The organism is Mesorhizobium tianshanense (assembly GCF_007830515.1).
GTDB classification, from domain to species: domain Bacteria; phylum Pseudomonadota; class Alphaproteobacteria; order Rhizobiales; family Rhizobiaceae; genus Mesorhizobium; species Mesorhizobium tianshanense.
In genome coordinates this window covers 72,433-90,442 of sequence record NZ_VLKT01000032.1, presented here as the reverse complement: position 1 = coordinate 90,442, position 18,010 = coordinate 72,433, and the positions used below count along the sequence as shown (strand labels likewise).

General features: G+C 59.2%; 14 protein-coding genes and 2 pseudogenes. 5 read left to right on the top strand and 11 right to left on the bottom strand.

What is annotated here, in order from left to right:
- Positions 1-218, bottom strand: a pseudogene (locus IQ26_RS41550) (hypothetical protein); the annotation flags it as partial.
- Positions 219-772: 554 nt separating this feature from the next.
- On the opposite strand from IQ26_RS41550, the gene IQ26_RS23880 reads away from it, so the two are divergent.
- From IQ26_RS23880 to IQ26_RS23860, 5 genes are all read left to right on the top strand, one after another.
- Positions 773-958: a hypothetical protein gene (locus IQ26_RS23880; protein ID WP_145720770.1), complete on the top strand. Its 186-nt coding sequence runs from the start codon at positions 773-775 to the stop codon at positions 956-958.
- Between the two features lie 559 nt (positions 959-1,517).
- A complete protein-coding gene (gene nifA / locus IQ26_RS23875; RefSeq protein ID WP_145720778.1) occupies positions 1,518-3,323 on the top strand; it encodes a nif-specific transcriptional activator NifA in 1,806 nt (601 codons plus the stop codon).
- Between the two features lie 261 nt (positions 3,324-3,584).
- Entirely contained in the window at positions 3,585-4,733 is a 1,149-nt protein-coding gene (hisC, locus tag IQ26_RS23870) for a histidinol-phosphate transaminase (RefSeq protein WP_145720769.1), read from the top strand.
- Positions 4,734-4,819: 86 nt separating this feature from the next.
- The gene (locus tag IQ26_RS23865; protein ID WP_145720768.1) at positions 4,820-5,848 is read left to right on the top strand and encodes an LLM class flavin-dependent oxidoreductase; all 1,029 of its coding nucleotides are present in this window, start codon (positions 4,820-4,822) and stop codon (positions 5,846-5,848) included.
- Positions 5,849-6,161: 313 nt separating this feature from the next.
- Positions 6,162-6,731 (top strand): sugar O-acetyltransferase, encoded by a 570-nt coding sequence (locus IQ26_RS23860; protein ID WP_145720767.1) that lies wholly within the window; start codon positions 6,162-6,164, stop codon positions 6,729-6,731.
- A 385-nt stretch (positions 6,732-7,116) separates the two neighbouring features.
- Here IQ26_RS23860 and IQ26_RS23850 read toward each other — a convergent pair whose 3' ends face one another.
- The 10 genes and pseudogenes from IQ26_RS23850 to IQ26_RS23805 all read right to left on the bottom strand — a co-directional run bounded on the left by IQ26_RS23850 (position 7,117) and on the right by IQ26_RS23805 (position 18,010).
- Complete coding sequence (locus tag IQ26_RS23850; protein ID WP_145720766.1) at positions 7,117-9,030, bottom strand: ABC transporter ATP-binding protein; 1,914 nt, start codon at positions 9,028-9,030, stop codon at positions 7,117-7,119.
- Positions 9,030-10,898: pseudogene (locus IQ26_RS23845) on the bottom strand (ABC transporter ATP-binding protein). Before IQ26_RS23845 ends, IQ26_RS23850 begins: the two are co-directional and overlap by 1 nt.
- Positions 10,899-10,970: 72 nt before the next feature.
- Positions 10,971-11,876 carry an SIR2 family NAD-dependent protein deacylase gene (locus tag IQ26_RS23840; protein WP_145720765.1) on the bottom strand — a complete coding sequence of 302 codons (906 nt, stop codon included), beginning with the start codon at positions 11,874-11,876 and terminating at the stop codon, positions 10,971-10,973.
- Between the two features lie 37 nt (positions 11,877-11,913).
- Complete coding sequence (nifT, locus tag IQ26_RS23835; protein ID WP_095492470.1) at positions 11,914-12,126, bottom strand: putative nitrogen fixation protein NifT; 213 nt, start codon at positions 12,124-12,126, stop codon at positions 11,914-11,916.
- Positions 12,123-12,443 carry a nitrogen fixation protein NifZ gene (locus IQ26_RS23830; RefSeq protein ID WP_145720764.1) on the bottom strand — a complete coding sequence of 107 codons (321 nt, stop codon included), beginning with the start codon at positions 12,441-12,443 and terminating at the stop codon, positions 12,123-12,125. The genes nifT and IQ26_RS23830 overlap by 4 nt, the downstream gene beginning before the upstream one ends.
- A gap of 83 nt (positions 12,444-12,526) precedes the next feature.
- Entirely contained in the window at positions 12,527-12,721 is a 195-nt protein-coding gene (locus tag IQ26_RS23825; protein WP_095492468.1) for a 4Fe-4S binding protein, read from the bottom strand.
- 32 nt (positions 12,722-12,753) lie between these two features.
- The gene (gene nifB / locus IQ26_RS23820; protein WP_145720763.1) at positions 12,754-14,235 is read right to left on the bottom strand and encodes a nitrogenase cofactor biosynthesis protein NifB; all 1,482 of its coding nucleotides are present in this window, start codon (positions 14,233-14,235) and stop codon (positions 12,754-12,756) included.
- Between the two features lie 238 nt (positions 14,236-14,473).
- The gene (gene nifA, locus IQ26_RS23815) at positions 14,474-16,225 is read right to left on the bottom strand and encodes a nif-specific transcriptional activator NifA (RefSeq protein WP_145720762.1); all 1,752 of its coding nucleotides are present in this window, start codon (positions 16,223-16,225) and stop codon (positions 14,474-14,476) included.
- A 165-nt stretch (positions 16,226-16,390) separates the two neighbouring features.
- Positions 16,391-16,690, bottom strand: a complete 300-nt coding sequence (locus IQ26_RS23810; RefSeq protein ID WP_145720761.1) for a ferredoxin family protein — start codon at positions 16,688-16,690, stop codon at positions 16,391-16,393.
- 12 nt (positions 16,691-16,702) lie between these two features.
- Complete coding sequence (locus IQ26_RS23805) at positions 16,703-18,010, bottom strand: FAD-dependent oxidoreductase (RefSeq protein ID WP_145720760.1); 1,308 nt, start codon at positions 18,008-18,010, stop codon at positions 16,703-16,705.

Genomic DNA, 18,010 nt, shown 5'->3' with positions numbered 1-18,010 from the left:
AAGGCATCACCCAGCGGCTTCACGCTCTCGCCGAGTTCCGGATAGAAATGGCCGAGTACGATGCCGAGGGCGATGGCGGCAAGCACCTGCACGTAGGGCTTGGCGTAGAAGGCCTTGCGGGGCGCGGGACTCGCGCTGCGGACTTGTGGAGCTAACACCGTTTCTCTCCCTGACCGGATAGGGGGCGGGCTCTTCCTCCCTTCCCAGGCTTCTCCCATCGCGGCGCTCCGGTCGAACGCTGCTGCCATCTCGGGCGCAAGTGCCGTGCCAAATGGAGATCTGCGCCAATCATGCCTTTTCCCGATTTCTGTCATCTCGCGCCAGCGGCTATGTGCGGGTTTCCGCACTATCTGCCTTCACAATGGGCGGAATTCCGCACTAAGGTTCGCCAACGGTCGGGTCTGAACAAATCTCTGGCAGAAGACGGGATTGATAAGGGTAACTTGCAGTTCGCCTTTTGATGTTCCCTGGCAGATCGGCCGCCGGTCGACCTCTCTGGCGTGCGGTTTTGCTCGCACTTCTTGGTGGGACACTCGGTTTTGTCGTCTTCGCGACGGGCCGCATTGCACCAGAGCGGAGTATTCCCTACGCGACCGTGCTCTTGCCGCGCTCCTGCGGCAGCCGGAGTTTGGAAGGGGACGCCGAGAAGCAGAGACCGATTCCACTGACCCGCGACGGTGCGGTTCGGGAGATGCTTACAGTCCGAAGCACTGCCAAGGGAGCCGCGCTTACAAGCTTCGCGCCATCACTTCTACGTCATCACACTGAGGGAATGGCGGTTGCAGCGAGCAACGCCAGCGAGCCGATCAGCGTCGTCGGGCTGCTTACTACTTCAAGGCGATTGGTGAATGGCACAGCCATGCAACACGCTCTGCACGGTCAGCGCGCGCCAGGCACCGCAGAGATGCCGGGGGAGACATTTCTGCCGTTCGACATCAATCTGCTCGAAAATAAATGATGGAATTCTATCATTGGCGCCGAGTTTCTTTTCACAAATGAAAGAAAGCTCGATTGACTAGCAACCCTCATTCCAGTCTGCTCAATCAACGTGCGGTTGCGTCCGGCAGAAGCCTGGAACGGCGGCGCACTTCAGGAAGGAGAGTCAAGCCATGCTTCCGGTACCGCCTCGCTTTGCACCCTACACGACGGCGCCCCGATTTGATGTTCGGGCATTTTTCGCGCTTGCCCGTGACCAGGGCCTGAACCGCGCCCAACTCCGCGACCATCTTTTCAGCAATCCTGTTGCAGGCGGCATGCCGGCTGCGGAAGTCCGGTCTGCCGCCACCGAAGTCGCCGTCTCGATTATCTCTATCAACGCCTTGCAACGCTTCAATGCGTGGCCTCCCGCGCGCAAGCCAACTCGCCGATCACGCCGCGGCCGGCGGGGAGAAGACGCTGGTGCTGGTCAACGACGGCTCGGGCGACAATGCCATTTGCCGAGAGCGTTTACGCGCCGGACGACGTCGCAGGCGCAAATGCCGCGAGCATTGATTTCGCGGCGCGAGATCGAGGATGATATGCTAGACTTAGACAATACTCGCGAATCCGAACAAAGTGCCGGGGAGACACCGTCATGCTGCACATCGCTTCAGGACGCGAAAAGGGCTAACTCAAAGCCCGAGACGAACAACGCGGTCCCAATTGTGCCGTCACACGAGAGCGCGCTTACCGGGGTCTTCGAAATATCGAAAGTACTCGCCGCCCCCTCCCGGCTCGAAGTCACGTTGGCCAAGGTCGTCGATCTTCTGCGATCGTTTGTGCAGATGCGGTGCGGCATCATCTCTCTCCTCGACGGTGATGGCCAACTGGACATCACCGTAGGCGCCGGCTGGAGCGAGAGCTGCGATGAGCGCTGCCGGATGTACCTGCCGCGGAAGGCAATCGACCAGATTGTGACGACGGACACGCCCCTCGTCGCCGAGAACATAGCGGTGCATTCGGCCTTCAGTGCCGCCGACACGGACGTGCTCGGGGCCTCCGACACCATACGAGTGTCGTTCATCGGTGTTCCCATTCGCGTCGATGCGAACGTCGTGGGCACGCTGACCATCGACCGCGTGCTGGACGATGGGTCAAGATCTTGGCTCGATTACAACCTCCGTCTGCTACGCGTGATCGCCAACCTGGTGGGACAGACAGTGAAGTTGCATCGCTCATTCGCGTGCGACCGCGAGCAACCGATGGCGGAGAAGGAGCGGCTGCAAAAGCAATCCCGCGAGCTCAAGCATCCTGCGCGGGAGCGCAAGAAGGTTTACGTCAAGGGAATTATTGGCGACAGTCCGGCGCTACGCGGTCTGCTCGAGAAGGTCGCGGTGGTAGCCGAGGCGAAGATTACGGTTCTGTTGCGAGGCGAATCCGGTACCGGGAAGGAACTGATCGCCAAGGCCATTCACGAGTTGTCGCCGCGCGCCAAGCGGCCCTTCATCAAGCTCAATTGCGCGGCGCTGCCTGAGACAGTCCTGGAATCCGAATTGTTCGGTCATGAGAAGGGTGCCTTCACCAGCGCGTTCAATTCGCGCAAGGGGCGCTTTGAGCTCGCCGACAAGGGGACGTTGTTCCTGGACGAGATCGGCGAGATCTCGGCCTCGTTCCAGGCAAAGTTACTGCGCGTGCTGCAAGAGCAGGAGTTCGAGCGCGTCGGCGGCAACCAGACCATTAAGGTCGATGTTCGCGTGATTGCCGCCACGAACAAGAACCTGGAAGAGGCGGTTGCAAGGAACGAGTTCCGCGCCGACCTCTATTACCGCATCAGCGTGGTTCCCTTGCTGGTGCCGGCGTTACGCGAAAGGCGCAGTGATATTCCGCTCCTCGCGGCTGAGTTTCTCAAGAATTTCAACGATGAGAACGGCCGTACGCTGACCTTCGATCCGAGTGCGATTGAAGTACTGACGAACTGTGATTTTCCCGGCAACATTCGCGAGCTCGAAAATTGCGTGCACCGGACAGCGATCATGGCGGCGGGACCATCAATCGGGAGAAACGACTTTTCCTGCTGCCACGGCCAGTGCTTTTCCGTGGCGCTGTGCAAGAGCCGATCGGGCAAGATCGCGCAGCAACCGGAGCCGATCGTGACCACACCGCCGGCTGCGGCCGCTGGTTCTACCGCCGTTGCAATCCCGCCTGCCGTCGCTGGGCAGCCACCTCTAGCGTCTGCCGGCGCAGCCTACTCAGATGGTGCGAGGATGACCGATGCCGAGCGTGTCATCGCGGCCATGGAAAGATGTGGCTGGGTGCAGGCAAAGGCGGCGCGCCTGCTTGGACTGACGCCGCGCCAGATTGGCTACGTGCTGAGGAAATACGGCATCGAGATCAAGCGTCTGTGAAAGGACGACTGAGGCGAATAGCTGGGACAAATCAAGCGTTGGTGGTTTGGCGGGCCTTGGCCCGATGACGAGTGGATGCACCCCCCCCCCGCGTCGGCGCCAATTCGATCCGATGGAGGGCAGCCCGCCGGACCTCACGGCAGTCGGCGTCCCTAACAAAGGTGGCGTGAAGCAGCGCTGTGATCGCCGCTTTGTCGGCCATGTCGCTCTCGACCATCAGCTCATGCCGGATGCCCTCTGCGACTGGAAACGGAGAAGAATATGTCCGATGCAAAAATGCAAAGTGTGCTTTCGTCACTTTCGCAAGTGGCGAGACAGTTAGAGGCTCTGCCATCCGACCGACCAGCGCCGGATACAAGTTGCGTCAAACTAAACACGAATGAGAACCCATTTCCGTTGCCGACAATCATAATGCAAAGTGCGATTGCGGCTCTCGAACGGCAGTATCTATATCCAGAAGACGACAACATCAGCTTGAGGGAAGCAGCCGCCAATGCCTACGGCGTCTCCAAGGATCAGGTGATTGCCGGTAACGGATCGTCTGAACTGCTCGGGCTCATCTACAGAGCTTTCCTTGCCCCGGGCGACAGCGTGGCGATGATGTCGCCAGGTTTTTCGTTCAACCGCAAACTTGCCATGTTGCAGGGCGCTCAATTTCTCGAAATCGGATGCGGCGAAGCTCATTCCTTGCCGGTTGAGCAATTGCTTTTCGGCCCTGCAAAAGACGCCAAGTTCATTCTGTTGGCCAATCCGAACAATCCCACCGGAACGTTTGTTCCGGTGGCCGATATCGAACGCCTCCTAGCACAATCGGACCGCTTGATCGTCCTGGATGAGGCCTACGTCGACTTTGCACCTGACAATGGTCTGCGCCTCATCGATCGTTATTCGAACCTTCTGGTCTTAAGAACGTTTTCGAAAAGCTATGCCACCGCCGGCGTTCGCGTCGGTTTCGGTTTCGGTCACCCCGAAATTATTGGCAGGCTGCGCAACATCCAGAACGTCTTCAACATGAATGTGATTGGGCATGCGGTTGGTATCAGCATCCTTGCTCATCGCGACGCTTATGCAGACAACCACAAACACATCAAGCGTGAACGACAGCGGGTCACCTTGGCGCTGTTGCAACTTGGATTTTCAGTAGCACCATCCCATGCAAATTTCGTGTTAGCCCGTGCGCCAGCGGGACAGGACGGCTCATGGTGGCAGGCAGCCTTGGAAAGGCAAAAGATACTTGTGGCCTTTTTTCCTGATAAAGGTTTGGAAAATTACATCCGCGTCAGCATCGGCACAAAAGAACAGATGGATGCATTCCTTGCAGCCGCGAGAGATATTTCTGGAAGCTTAAAGATGCCAAGGTCCAGACGTTGGGCAGCATCAGGCTCTGCTTCCGCGCTACGCGGGCGATAATCCGAGCGATCACACACCTCTATATCTTTGAATTGCTTGATCATCGCAAGCAAGAGAACTTCCTGCGTTAAACTTGGAGAAATCGAGTGAGAAACGCCTTTCCTTCAACCCTGACCTTCGGCATCTTCGATCACCTGGACGAGGACGGCCGCGATATGGCCCGACAATACGCGGATCGCCTGATGCTGGCAGAGGCGTGCGATCACCTCGGTTTCTATGCATATCATCTGGCAGAGCATCACTGTACCCCGCATGGGAGAGGCCCATCGCCGAATCTGTTCTTATCGAGCGTCGCCCAGCGCACCCAGCGCCTTCGTGTCGGCCCGTTGGTAATGCTACTTGCCCTTTATCATCCGCTGCGTGCGTTCGAAGAGATCTGTATGCTTGACCAATTGAGTGGTGGCAGGCTCGAACTCGGTATAGGACGCGGCTCTTTTCCCACCGAATTGGGTTACTTCGGGATTGGTGCGGACGCGGCGCCAGGCCAGTATGCGGAAGCCAGCGAGATCCTTATTAATGCGATGAAGGGCGGCACGCTATCTTATCAAGGCCGCCATTTTGAACTGAATGGCGTTCCTTTGACGCTAAGACCTCATCAGCGGCCGCATCCGCCGACCTGGATCGCCACCAATCGACCCGAGCCGGCAAGCTGGGCCGCGGCTAATGGCGCAAATATCGCGTGTGTGGGACCTTCCTCTTCCGTTCGCAGAACTACTGATGCCTTCCGCGCCGGTCGAGAGCACAAAACCGAGGCGGACGAGCGAGCACCATTTCTTGGATTGCTCCGAATGGTAGTGATTGGGCGTTCTGAAGCAGATGCGTATTCGCTGGCGGCACCTGCTTACGAACGATGGCTTAAGAGCTTCAAATTCCTTTACGACCTCAATGCCATCCCGACTCCACCAAACCTGCCGCTGACCTTCGATGCAGCAATCGAGAGTGAATTGTGCGTAGTAGGATCGGCAGCTTCTGTGCGAAAAGCTCTGTTTGGTCAGTTGGAAGAGGCAGGTGCCAACTACCTTCTTTGTCAACTGGCATTTGGGGATCTGCCGCTAGATGCTTCCCTATACACCGCAACGACGATTCAATCCGAAATCATGGCTCAAGTCGGCTGACCATGAAATTTGCTGTCTGATTGGAGATCAAAATCGTTGTCGAAGCGCTCCATGGCGTTCCCTGTGCAGTCTGGGGACGACCCTGCGTATAATGCCGGGATTGATATGGTCATTGGGATGTTCGAGCGTGGTGTGGGAAAGGGGACGGGAAGGCAGCCGTCGCCCAGGCGCTGGAATCCACATACACCGATCACTTTCCGTTCTATCGTCAGGCGCACATCTGAAGCGGCAAGGAACAACTCGACCGCTGGACACTTGCCGACTGGGTCGTTAGTGCCGCCTAACACCACGGGATACGATCTGACGAGGAAACATGATACGCAGTCAAAAAGAGAAGATGCTCGCAGGCGAGTTGTATAATGCGGCGGATCCGGAGATCCAAGCTGACCTGCTGGCCACTGGGGCTTGGCTGAAGCGGTACAATGATACATTGGGCCAAACCGCCGAGCAGTGGCATGCGCTCTTGTCCGAGCGGCTAGCAGAGGTTGGGCCCGGAGCGGTCATCCGTCCGCCCTTTTACTGCGACTACGGCTTCAACATCCGGATCGGAGCCAGCGTCTACCTCAACTTCAATTGCGTCATCCTTGACGTAGTAGAAGTGACGATTGGCGAATTGACGGCAATCGGGCCTGCAGTGCAGATCTATACCGCCGATCATCCACATGATCCTGAGCAGCGGCAGGCTGGGCTGCAGGTCGGGCGTTCTGTCCGCATTGGCAGCCGTGTCTGGATCGGCGGTGGTGCAATCATTCTCCCGGGCGTCACGATTGGCGATGATGCGGTCGTGGGCGCTGGCAGCGTGGTCACGCGAGATGTTCCCGCAGGGGCAAAGGTCGTGGGAAGTCCGGCTCGGGTGGCCATGACGACCTTGCTGAGGACATAAGGAAGCGCTTCAACGTCGTTGAACTTTATGCCGCGAACTATGAGAGCGAGCCACAGCGCGATCACAGAGCAAACGAAGCCTGCTTGCAGCAGTTCCATCGCTGCGCTGTTCCTCAGCACGTGCGGCGACACTTGCTTGGACGCCAATGATGGACATCTCTCGCTGGCGACGCGCACCTGCTTGGCCAGGAGCGTCTGGACGCTGTCGGCGCTCAGCCGGCCTCGGTGCACGTTGGGGAACAACGCGCTCGCGCCGTGGCGTGCTGTCGCTTGAGCCATGCCTTGTGGGCGCCTGTGCTGCCTGCTTCATCGTTGGTGGCGGCCTCAGCGTCCGACGGCACGCCTGAAAGTCGATGGACAGTACCTCAGACAAGTCCGGCGAGACATCAGGTCTGGGAGGCGCCTGAAACGGTCGTATCGGGTTCCTCTTCGGGAATGTCGTCAAAGGAGGCGTAGTTGAGATTGTAAAGTTTGGAATAGAGCCCCCCAAGGGCCATTAGTTGGTCGTGGTTGCCGGTCCCAATGACTTGGCCATCCTGAAGCAGGATGATGCGGTCGGCACCCCGGATCGTGGCAAGGCGGTGGGCGATGACGAGGCCAGTGCGGCCTTCAAGCAGTTTTATCAGAGCCTTCTGAATCAGCATTTCCGTGTAGCTGTCGATGTTGGCGGTGGCCTCGTCGAGCACGAGGATCTTGGCGTCGGCAACGAGAGCACGGGCGAAACTGATAAGCTGGCGCTGGCCGAGAGAAAGGTTGCTGCCCCGTTCGCCGAGTTGGGCTTCATACCCGTTGGCAAGGCTCATGATGAAGTCGTGGGCGCCGACCGCCTTGGCGGCCTCGATCACCTTGTCGCGCGTGGCTTCCATCTTATGGTAGCGAATGTTCTCGAAGACCGTCCCGGTGAACAGGAACGGCTCCTGCAGCACCATGGCGACTTGGCGGCCGAGCGATTCCTGGGTGAGATCGCGCACATCATGTCCGCCGACCAGCACCTGGCCCTGCTGGACGTCATAGAAACGGTGGACGAGGGCCATCGCGCTCGACTTACCAGAACCCGTCGGCCCGACCAAGGCGACCGTCTCGCCGGGATTGGCCCGGAAGGAGACATTTTTCAGCACAGGATGGTTGGGATTGTAGCCGAAGGTGACGTTCCTGAATTCGACCGAGCCGTTCATTTCGGGCGAAAGCGCCCTCGCGTCCGGTCTGTCCTGGACGTCGATCTTGACGTCGAGCACATCGGTCAGGCGCTTTCCGGAGGCCATTGCGCGCTGCATGATCGAATACTGCAGAGTGAGCGAGCGGATAGGATCAAAGAAGCGCTGGATGTAGAATAGGAAGGCGACCAACACGCCGACGTCGATGCGGACATTCAGGACCATAGAGCCGCCGACGACGATGACGAGAGCCATCGCGAGACCGGTGAGGCTGTCGACGATCGGCACCATGACCTGTGCATATTTGGAAGCAATCAGGTGAGTCCTGAGATTGGCAAGGGCCTTGTCGTCATAGAGAATGAAATTGACCTGCTGGCGGTCCATGGACTGAACGGTGCGCACGCCGTGAATGGCTTCGGCCAGCGCGCCGTTGGCGACCGAATTGGTCTCGTGCGCAGCCATGAAGGCGTCGCGCGCACGCGGCAGCCAGAAGATGCGGACGATGAACAGGATCGGCAGGACCGAGAGCGTCAGGAGGCCGAGGCGGAAGTCGAGCCACAGCATCACGAAAACGATGCCGAAGAGAAGCGCAATATCGCCTACGGAATATAATGAGTTTTCGAGGAACTCGTGCATGGAGTTGACGTCGCCTTGCAGACGGGACATCAGGCGTCCAACCTCGGTCTTGTCCATGAAGGAGAGCGAAACCCTCTGCAGACGGGCGAACATGGCGCGGCGTATGTCGAAGAGGACATTCTCGGCCGTTTTCCCCACCACGGTTTCCTGTGTGTAGCCGGCGCCGAAATTGACCAAAATCGCGAGAAGCAACGCGCCGGACGCCGCCAGTAGGGCGGAGCGATCGATGCCTCCCTGAGTCATACTGTGGTCGATCGCGTAGCTGATGATCAATGGGATGAGAAGCTGCGTGCCGGTGAAGATCAGCAATGCGGAAACCGAGATGAATAGCTTGGCCTTGTAGGGACGCGCGAAAGCCCAAATGCGCCGGATCACGTTCTGGTCGAAAGCCCGGCCGAACATCTCCTCTTCGATACGGTGCGAGCCGACAACCGCGCGGGGAGGGCGTCTGCCGTCGTCACGGACGTTATTGCGTTCGGTTTCGAGTTCGTCGGCGTCCTCTTGGGCCATCAGCGCCCGTCCCCATACTCGATCATCATGTCATCACTCGGAGCGTATCTGCAGATCGTAAAGGGCCTTGTAGCGTTCTCGCTTCGCCAAAAGCTCTTCATGGGTGCCGCGCTCGACGATCTCGCCGTTGTCAATAAAGAGGATCTGGTCGGCGTGCATGAGCGAGCTCAGCCGGTGGGCGATGATGATTGTCACCCGCTCCTTAGCGAACCGCCGCATCGCCGCGCGGATGCGCTGCTCGGTGGCGGCATCGATCGCGGCGGTCGAGTCGTCGAAAACGACGACCGACGGGCGCAGCATCGTGGTGCGCGCAATCGTGAGACGCTGGCGCTGGCCGCCCGAGAGAGAGATGCCGCGTTCGCCCACGACCGTCTCGTAGCCTGCTGGTAGGCCTAGGATGTAGTTGTGCAGTTGGGCGGATTCGCTAGCGCGCTCAATCCGCTGTTCCTTCGCCCAGGGATCGCCATAAGCGATGTTGTTCTCGATCGTGGTGGTGAACAGGAATGCATCCTGCTGTACGACCGCGACCGCCTTGCGAAGAGTTGCTAGGGTGACCTTGCGAATGTCCTGCCCGTCAAAGGTGATGGCGCCCCCGGTGACGTCGTAGAAGCGGGGGATCAGGTGAGCCATCGTCGATTTGCCCGAACCCGGCGGACCGACGATCGCGATTGTCTCACCCCTACGGGCCTCAAAGTTGATGTTCTTCACAATCGCCCGGTTTTCGGTGCTGGGATATGCAAAGGAGACATTGTCGAAGCGCAGAGTGCCTTCGCTGATCTCGAGCGGTCTGGCGTCGGGAGCATCCCTGATTGTAATATCCTGGTCGAGGAGACCGAAAAGGCGCGAACCGCAAGTGGAAGCGCGGGCGAATGCATTGACCATCAGGCCAATCTGGCGCACGGGCATTTGCAGGATCGTCATGAAGGTCAGGAACGTGGCGAGCGTCCCGACGCTGATCTCGCCGGCGATGATTTTGTTGCCACCGATCCAGAGGACCAATCCCATGGCGAAAAAGAAGGACAAGGTCATCGCCGACGTGTTGGGCACGTAGATGTCAACGCGGTCGTGGGCGAGGTCGAGCGCGTTCTTCGAGGCGCGATCGAACTTCAGCATCTCATAAGCCTGTGCCGCAAAAGCGCGGACGACGCGGATGCCTCCGAGATTTTCCTCCATCACGCGGCTTAAGACCGAAAGCCGCTCCTGCAGATCGAGCCAGGTGGCTCGCAGCCTAAGCTGTGTGACGGACGAGCGCCAGCCGACGAAAGGTACGAAGCTAAGCGCAAGAAGACCGAGCACCGGGTCGGTGGAGATCAGCATGTAGGCGCCGATCCCGATCAGCATGGTGAGCAGCAGGGCGCGAACCAGGGCGGTGGAAAAATACATCCGCACGCCTTCGAGATCGAGCAGGCCGATGGTGATCAGATCGCCTGAATGCACCTGGTCGTGAAAGGAAAAGCTGAGACGCTGGATCTTCTCGTAGCAGGCGAGGCGCAGTTCATATGCGATGTGATGCCCGACCGCTTCGGCAAAATAGTTCTGCATCATCGTGAAAAGGCCGCGCAGCGCGCTGACCGCGAGCAGCAGGAGAGCCGAGATCCAGAGCGCTTGTTCTGCCGCGGCCCCCGTGGCACCGCCCCGAATGGCTATCTGGGTCTGGTCGACGGCCTCGCCGAGAAGCTTGGGAATGAGCAACTGGAGGATTACCGCTACCAGTGTCGAGCCGATGGCGAAGGCGACCTGCCACGGGTGCTGCAAATTCATACGGGTAATGCGCAGCAGCGTGCTCAAGCCCCGGCCACCCCACCTGCTTCCAAATGCGTGAACGAATTCAGAGGCTTCGTCGCGCTGCCAATAGCATCATTGCTCACGGGTGTGTTCCAGACTGAATTGCGCTTTCTGTACTCGCCGGGACGACTCACCATGAAACGCGCCCCCCACGTTCAATCCTGGCCACCATCTGCAGCAGTGCCTGCTGCGACGAGCCGAGCCGCGGCTACACCTGCCGGCATGTCAATGACCGTGATTGCGCTTTCTGCAAGGAAACGACGTTCGTTTTTGGTGAGCGTTGCCGCATCGATTACCGCAAAATGTGATCCTTCCGAGCGCTTCATGATCTGTCTGGCGTAGGTGCGCAGCATCTGATCGTTGAAGCGGCAGCCGACGAACAAGAAGCCACGGTTGATGCGCCGTTCCTTCACCACGTCAGGGATCGGCGTCTGGATGTCGATTTCGGTTAGGACTTCGACATAGTCGGAATCCGCGACGAGGAAATTTGCGGCCGGCCTAACACTGCCGTGAGGCGTATAGAGAATCGTCTTTGCCGCTGGCCCTGGGTCGAGTTCGTTCCCGGACAAGTCGTAGGTTTTGGTCCAAATGTTACCGATTTCGTTCGCCCGCGTGACGCCTTGTATCTCGATGACGTCCGCTCGGCCGGCCTCTGTGAGGGCGGTTCGCATGGCGCCGTCGTACCAGCTGTCGATGATGAGGGAGAGCGGCAGCTTTGCGAGCCAGGCGTGGAGGACGGTCGGCGCCGCCGGCGCTGCGAATATCTCCGCCATCCACGCTTGAAGCGTCCGGCGGTGCCGGCGCTGTTCGATGAACTGTGCGACCGACCACATATTGGTGCGAATCTTGGAAGGGGCTGGCGCGCGCGTGTTGAGCGCCGCGGCGACGGCTTCCGGGCTGTTCGGTACAGGCGTTTCCGCGGAGCTGAGCCTGAGGAGACCCGGACCGAGATATGGGATCACCGCATCGGCCGCGAGCGCTTCGTTCAGCAGGTCAAGCAGCTTTTCGGCAAAACTGTCCTGGAGGACGACGAGGTGGCGCGGGGTCAGGATCGTGTTCATGCTCGTTTCCTCTCGACGCCCTTATCAACCGGCAGCATCAGTCCTCGTCAGAAAGCTTCCTTGCCTCGACGGTGATCGGCAGACGCGTATGCCGCGGAAGGTCGGGTAGGAGGAGCCGCCAGCCGTTCCTGAGTGTTACGACCCCGCCCCACAAGTCTTCGTTCTCGAGCTTGATGATCGGCTCTTCGAGATCCTTCTTGGGGACATACGCCGACAAGCCGGCATCGGTCCTGCGGATCATTACTTTCATCTTGCTGCTCCTCGATTTGCAGTGCTTTCGGCCCCGCAGGGAGCCTCGACTTTGTCGAGGCTCATAAGTTCACGCGCTCGCATGCCGACGATCGTGCCGCGATCGACCCATTCGACCGCATAGATGAAGAACTGCTGGAGAAAGGTGCCAATGTCGCGCACATAACCCTCGTCGCCCTTCCGCACGAGGTTTTCGCCGATCTCCCTGCCAGGATAGGTGCCGTCATTCTTTATGTGGCGTGTGGCACGGACCCGCTCACCCGGCATAAATCGTGGAGGCTTGCGGATTTCGACCTCCTGTTCGCGTCCGAGCCACATGGCCGTTCCTTCTTTTCTCGAGGCTGCAGGTTGTGGAGTTCCAGGTGCCCCCGGAGGCGGGCCCGGCCGTGTCGGTACCGAATTCAGGCAGGAACGCAGGTCTTCGGCACCGGACATACCGAGGCGCATTGCTGCGTGTCGAAGGCCTCCTTGCATTCGGTGCACTTGTCCGGATCGATCACGTACCTCTCGCCCTTGAACTTGATCGCGACGGAGGGACATTCGAACTCGCAGGCGCCGCATTGGGTGCATTGGGATGCGATGATCTTGAAAGCCATTTTAACTCCTGGTTCGATTGGAATGAGACGGCTCAGGCCGTCGCCGCCAGCGGCTGGATCCCAAACTCGGCGGCGTAAAGCGCGCTGATTGCGGTCTCGATGTAGTCATGGCCATAAGCGTCGGTTGCTCGGATTCCAGCTTCCGCGAGCTGATCCTTGGGGCAATTTCCGATCTTGGCGCACAATACGACGTCTATGCCTTCCAACGCAGCGATAACGCCGTCGAGGGTGGCGTTATCGCCCCGGCCGCCGAGACAATACTGCTCGACCTTGCGATGCCCGACGAAGCTGATCCCTCTCGGCGAGACTTCATAAACCTGGAGTTCCTTCGCATGGCCGAAGTGTTCGTTGACGCGGCCGCCGCCCCTGGTGGCCACGGCGACGAGAAGGGACTTGCCGGAACCCGCTGTCTTGACCATTCCGATCGCCTCGCTCCTAGCCGCCACATGATCATGGCGCTCGCGCGCGACCACCTCTTGATAGGCTTCGCGCCTGCTGGAATCGTAGGTGACCTCGCCGGGAATGCTGTCGAGCGAGAATTCCTGGCCACGATCCTCGCCGAGCAGGCCGACCGCATCGGCCCGGCACTGCCGGCAGTGGCGCATCAATTTGGCGCCGCCTTCGAGACGATCCTGAAGAGTCTTCATCTCCATTGCATTTGGGCCGCGCTGCCCGATCAGGCCGAAGTGGGTACCGTGCGCCGGGTCGGAAATCAGCGGCATGACGTTATGCAGGAACGCGCCGCGCTCCTTGACCCATCTATTCACCTCGATCAGATGCTCGTCGTTCACGCCGGGGATCATCACCGAATTGATTTTGGTGAGGACGCCGCGCGCGGTCAGCATCTCCAGGCCCAGCATCTGCCGCTCGTGCAGGATCCGGGCGGCTTCGATGCCGACGTAGCGGCGATGGTCGTAAAAGATCCAAGGATAAATCTTTGCGCCGACTTCAGGGTCGACCATGTTGATGGTGATCGTCACGTGATCGACATTCATGTCGACGAGCTCGGCGACATGATCCGGCAGCGCCAGACCATTGGTGGAGATGCACAGCTTGATGTCGGGAATTTCCCCGGCAACTCGTTCGAACGTTGCCTTTGTCTTTTTCCAGTCGTAACAGGCATCGCCCGGTCCGGCGATGCCGAGTACGGAAAGCTGCGGCACCTCGTTGGCGACCGCGATCACCTTGCGTAGCGCCTGGTCGGGTGTCAGCTTTTCCGAAACGACCCCAGGCCGACTTTCGTTGGCGCAGTCATATTTGCGATTGCAGTAGTTGCACTGGACGTTGCAAGCCGGGGCGACCGCGACGTGCATGCGCGCGAAATAGTGATGCGCTTCTTCCGAAAAGCAGGGGTGATCCTTGATCTTCTCCCAGACAGCCGGATCGATGTCGTCCGGCTTTCCCGACAAGCCGCAGGTTGAAGATGCGCAGCCACCGGATTTCGCGGTCGCCAGCAACTGGTCGAAGGATGTCGTGCTGGTCAGGCCCTCAAGCGAAATTATCGGTGCGGACATCGAACGGCTCCGTTGCTGGTAACGTCGCAGTTCAAGGCGCAAGAGCTATGCCAGCTCAAAAGGCGGTTTTAGTTCACCAATTGGCTTTCCGTGTCGGATTCTGTCGGTTAGCTCCGGCACAATTTTGTCCGGCTTCCGACAGTGCACAAGCGAACCGCGTCGCGAAGGGAACCGCTTCTTGGGCACGCAGAATGTGAGGAAGACTACTCCGGCCTGACGTTTGACGTCATCAGGACGCCTAGAATTTCTTCACCTCGATACCATGCCGGCGCAGAGCGTAGCCGATCTGCCGCGGCGTGAGGCCGAGGATACGAGCCGCCTTGGCCTGCACCCAGCCGGCCTTCTCCATCGCGTCGGTCAGGCGGTCGCGTTCCGTCAGATGCGGGCCGATTGCGGGGCAAGCGGGATTGTTCGGATCGACGGCCGTGAGGGGCGATATCTCGCCTTCCGGGGCACCAATGCGCCGAACCGGCATCGTGTCAGGCTGGGAGAGCTCGTCGATGGCATTGCCGCCATGCGAACGGTCGGCTCCTTTCCAAAGGAGCGACGAAAGGCACTGGCTGTTCTTGCAGGCGAAATCCGATGGAGTGATCGTCTTTGAACGCGCAAGTGTAGCCGTCCTTTGCACGCAGTTTTCCAGCTCGCGGACATTGCCAGGGAAATAGCATTGCGAGATCAGATCAAGCGCCGATGGCGCGAAGGCGAGCTCGCGATGGTTCTCCTTGTTGAACCGGTCGAGGAAGGCGTTCGCAAGGCGTGGAATATCGCCGGCTCGCTCTCTGAGCGGGGGCAGGATGATTGGCACAACATTGATGCGGTAATATAGGTCGGCCCTGAACTCCCCCTTTACGACAGCCGTCTCGAGATCCTTGTTGGTGGCGCATATGAGCCGGACATCGACCTGAAGCGTTCTCGTGCCGCCCACTCGCTCCAGTTCGCCTTCCTGCAGGACGCGCAACAGCTTGGCTTGAAAGGCAGGCGAAATCTCGCCGATTTCATCAAGTAGCAGCGTTCCGCCATTTGCCAATTCGAATCGGCCGGCGCGCTGGGAGATAGCCCCGGTGAAGGCGCCCTTTTCGTGTCCAAACAGCTCGGATTCCAGAACGCTTTCAGACAGTGCGGCGCAGTTCAATTTGACGAAAGCCTTCTTGCCCCGAGGTGAAAGCTTATGGATGGCCTGGGCAAAGAATTCCTTGCCGGTGCCGCTTTCGCCCCGCAGAAGCACGGTGGAATTGGTCCTTGCCACGACCTTTACGGTTTCGAGCACCTGCTTGAGTGCAGGACTTTCTCCGATGATCCCGTCGATTTTGACATGCCGATGCCCGGCTGGGTCGGTACTCTTCTCGTCGGGCCATTTCTCCGGTCTCCGCTGCTCCTCGATGAACCGCTGTCGATCCATACTCAGGATGCGATGGAGACGAATGGTGCGGCCGACGAGGTCGGCGACCATGGTTAGGAAGCGTACGTCCTCGTCGCAGGGGGAGCTGGTCACGCCGTCACCGACACGGTCGATCGACAATGCCCCAAGGATCTCGTGCTCAGCCTTTACCGGGATACCGATGAAGGTAATTGGGACGGTGCCGCCGCTCGAAGACGGTTGAAGGTCAGCCTGAAATAGGTCGGACTTGCTAACATCCGGTATGACGAGCGGTGCCCCCGTAGCGACGATCTGGTCTATCGCGGCTTGCGGTATGACGCGGCCAATTCCTGATTGAAGTGGGTAGGAGCTGTCGGCGGTTGCAGTAATCTCCGGCTCCATTTTAGCGTCCAGGACGACGATTGTTCCATGACGCATTTGCACAAATGAGGAGAGGGTATTCACGACATTCGCAATCGTGATCTCAAGCCGGGTGGGGGCGGTCAGGATCTTCGATATCTCGTAGATTCCTCTGAGCGAGATATCCGCTTCGTGAATGGAGTTGATCCGTGGTTCAGGCAGGATGTTCCGAGGTCCTACCTCATCGACCCGATTTCGCAGCACGTGAGCCATGCAAACACCTCAGGGGTTGTCGTCCAGGGTGTGCTCCTCCCAAGCGCCGGTTTGTATTCGAATTCCGAAACCCACACTATTCACTAGCTTCTTTCTAATGTGAGAGGTCATTCTAGCAGCGGCTGACGTGCACGATTCACGCTTTTGAAACGATGCGTGCGCCGGTCATCCGAACTTGAAGAGGACACCGAAGCCGCCGCGTGGATAGTCCCACTCGATCTCGCCACTGGTCTCGCACAATATCCGGCAGGTGCCGCACTCCATGCAGCCGTCCGGGGTGATCTCCACTTGACCCTTGTCGTTCAGCTCATAGCATTTCGCCGGGCAGACGTGGGTCAGCGCGAGCAAGTTCGCGCTTGGCCTCTCGTGCGGTCGCACTTTGATATGCGGACGGCCAGGATCGACCAGGTAGCGGTTCTGGAAAAGCTTGTCCTCGACACGTGACTTCGTCACTGCGATCGTCATCTCGTCTCCCCCTCAGCGCCACGCGAATGCCAGGCGGACCGCGTCGCTGACCAGCCCCCAGCGCGAGCGCGCCTTGATGAAGGCGGCCGTGGTCGCCTTTTCCTTCTCGATCTTCGGCGTGCCGTCGACACGCATGAAGTTCTGCGCGGCTTGCGACATCAACCGGGGATAGGTCGTGAAGAAATTGCAGGAATTGGTGTGGAGCAAGGCCGGCATGTCTTTGTATTTCCTCAGGTCCTTGACCACGAAGGACTTGTCCAGCATGGCTTTGTAGAGGGCGAGGTTGCGTTTGGTCATAGGACCGTTGCGGCTCTTGAGCTTGACGATTGCCTCAGCCGCGATGCGGCCGGAGGTCATGGCGAGGTTCGAACCCTCGCGGTGAACGGCATTGTTCAGTTGCGCGGCATCGCCGACCACGACCCAACCATCGCCGAAGAGCTGCGGAATCGCCTTGTAGCCGCCTTCGGGAATGAGATGCGCGGCATATTCTTTCACCTCCGAGCCAGCGATCAGGGGCCGGATCGAAGGATGGTTTTTTAAGGCATCGAGCAGGACGTAAGGGCTCTCCATCATCACGGCGAAATCGGAGACGAGGCAGCCGATGCCCAGTGAGATCGACTCCTTGTTCGTGTAGAGGAAGCCGAGCCCGGCCATGCCGCGGGAGGTCGTGCCCACCGCCTCGATCACGCAGCCTTCATCGCCCTTGAGGCCGAACCGCTGCTCAATGACCTCTTCGGGCAGGAAATGCATTTCCTTGACAGCGAGCGCCACGGTTTGCGGCTTCGGCATCTCGCGCAGGCCGGCCCGCGTGCCAAGCAGCCCGGACACACCTTCTGCGAGCACGACCACGTCGGCGAAGATCGCTCCGCCGGCCCGGTCTGTGCGGACACCGACCACCCTGTCCTTGGCATCACGGACGAGTTCCGTCACGGTCGTCTCGCACAGAACCGTCGCGCCGGCCTCGCGCACCTTGCGCGAAAACCATTTATCGAACTGGGCACGGATGATCGTATAGCGGTTGGGCTTCGCCTCATTGAAGTCGTCCGACCGATAGTGAATCCCGGTGTGGGACGTTTCGTCCATCACCCAAAGCCGCTGTTCAACCAAATGCCGCTCGAGAGGTGCGTCATCCCGGAAATCCGGGATGATCTTCTCCAGCATGTTCGCATACATGATGGCACCCTGGACATTCTTGGAGCCGGGATATTCACCGCGCTCCAACTGCAGCACCTTCAGCCCGTGGCTTGCCATGGTGTAAGCAGCTGCGTTCCCGGACATGCCGGCTCCGATGACAATGGCGTCGAATTTTTCCTCGATCAT

Bases quoted from the DNA above. Each gene is read 5' to 3' on its own strand.
- IQ26_RS23880 (WP_145720770.1), top strand. From the start codon at position 773: ATGGCGGTTGCAGCGAGCAACGCCAGCGAGCCGATCAGCGTCGTCGGG.
- nifA (WP_145720778.1), top strand. From the start codon at position 1,518: ATGCTAGACTTAGACAATACTCGCGAATCCGAACAAAGTGCCGGGGAG.
- hisC (WP_145720769.1), top strand. From the start codon at position 3,585: ATGTCCGATGCAAAAATGCAAAGTGTGCTTTCGTCACTTTCGCAAGTG.
- IQ26_RS23860 (WP_145720767.1), top strand. From the start codon at position 6,162: ATGATACGCAGTCAAAAAGAGAAGATGCTCGCAGGCGAGTTGTATAAT.
- IQ26_RS23850 (WP_145720766.1), bottom strand. From the start codon at position 9,030: ATGGCCCAAGAGGACGCCGACGAACTCGAAACCGAACGCAATAACGTC.
- IQ26_RS23840 (WP_145720765.1), bottom strand. From the start codon at position 11,876: ATGAACACGATCCTGACCCCGCGCCACCTCGTCGTCCTCCAGGACAGT.
- nifT (WP_095492470.1), bottom strand. From the start codon at position 12,126: ATGAAAGTAATGATCCGCAGGACCGATGCCGGCTTGTCGGCGTATGTC.
- IQ26_RS23830 (WP_145720764.1), bottom strand. From the start codon at position 12,443: ATGTGGCTCGGACGCGAACAGGAGGTCGAAATCCGCAAGCCTCCACGA.
- IQ26_RS23825 (WP_095492468.1), bottom strand. From the start codon at position 12,721: ATGGCTTTCAAGATCATCGCATCCCAATGCACCCAATGCGGCGCCTGC.
- nifB (WP_145720763.1), bottom strand. From the start codon at position 14,235: ATGTCCGCACCGATAATTTCGCTTGAGGGCCTGACCAGCACGACATCC.
- nifA (WP_145720762.1), bottom strand. From the start codon at position 16,225: ATGGCTCACGTGCTGCGAAATCGGGTCGATGAGGTAGGACCTCGGAAC.
- IQ26_RS23810 (WP_145720761.1), bottom strand. From the start codon at position 16,690: ATGACGATCGCAGTGACGAAGTCACGTGTCGAGGACAAGCTTTTCCAG.
- IQ26_RS23805 (WP_145720760.1), bottom strand. From the start codon at position 18,010: ATGATCGAGGAAAAATTCGACGCCATTGTCATCGGAGCCGGCATGTCC.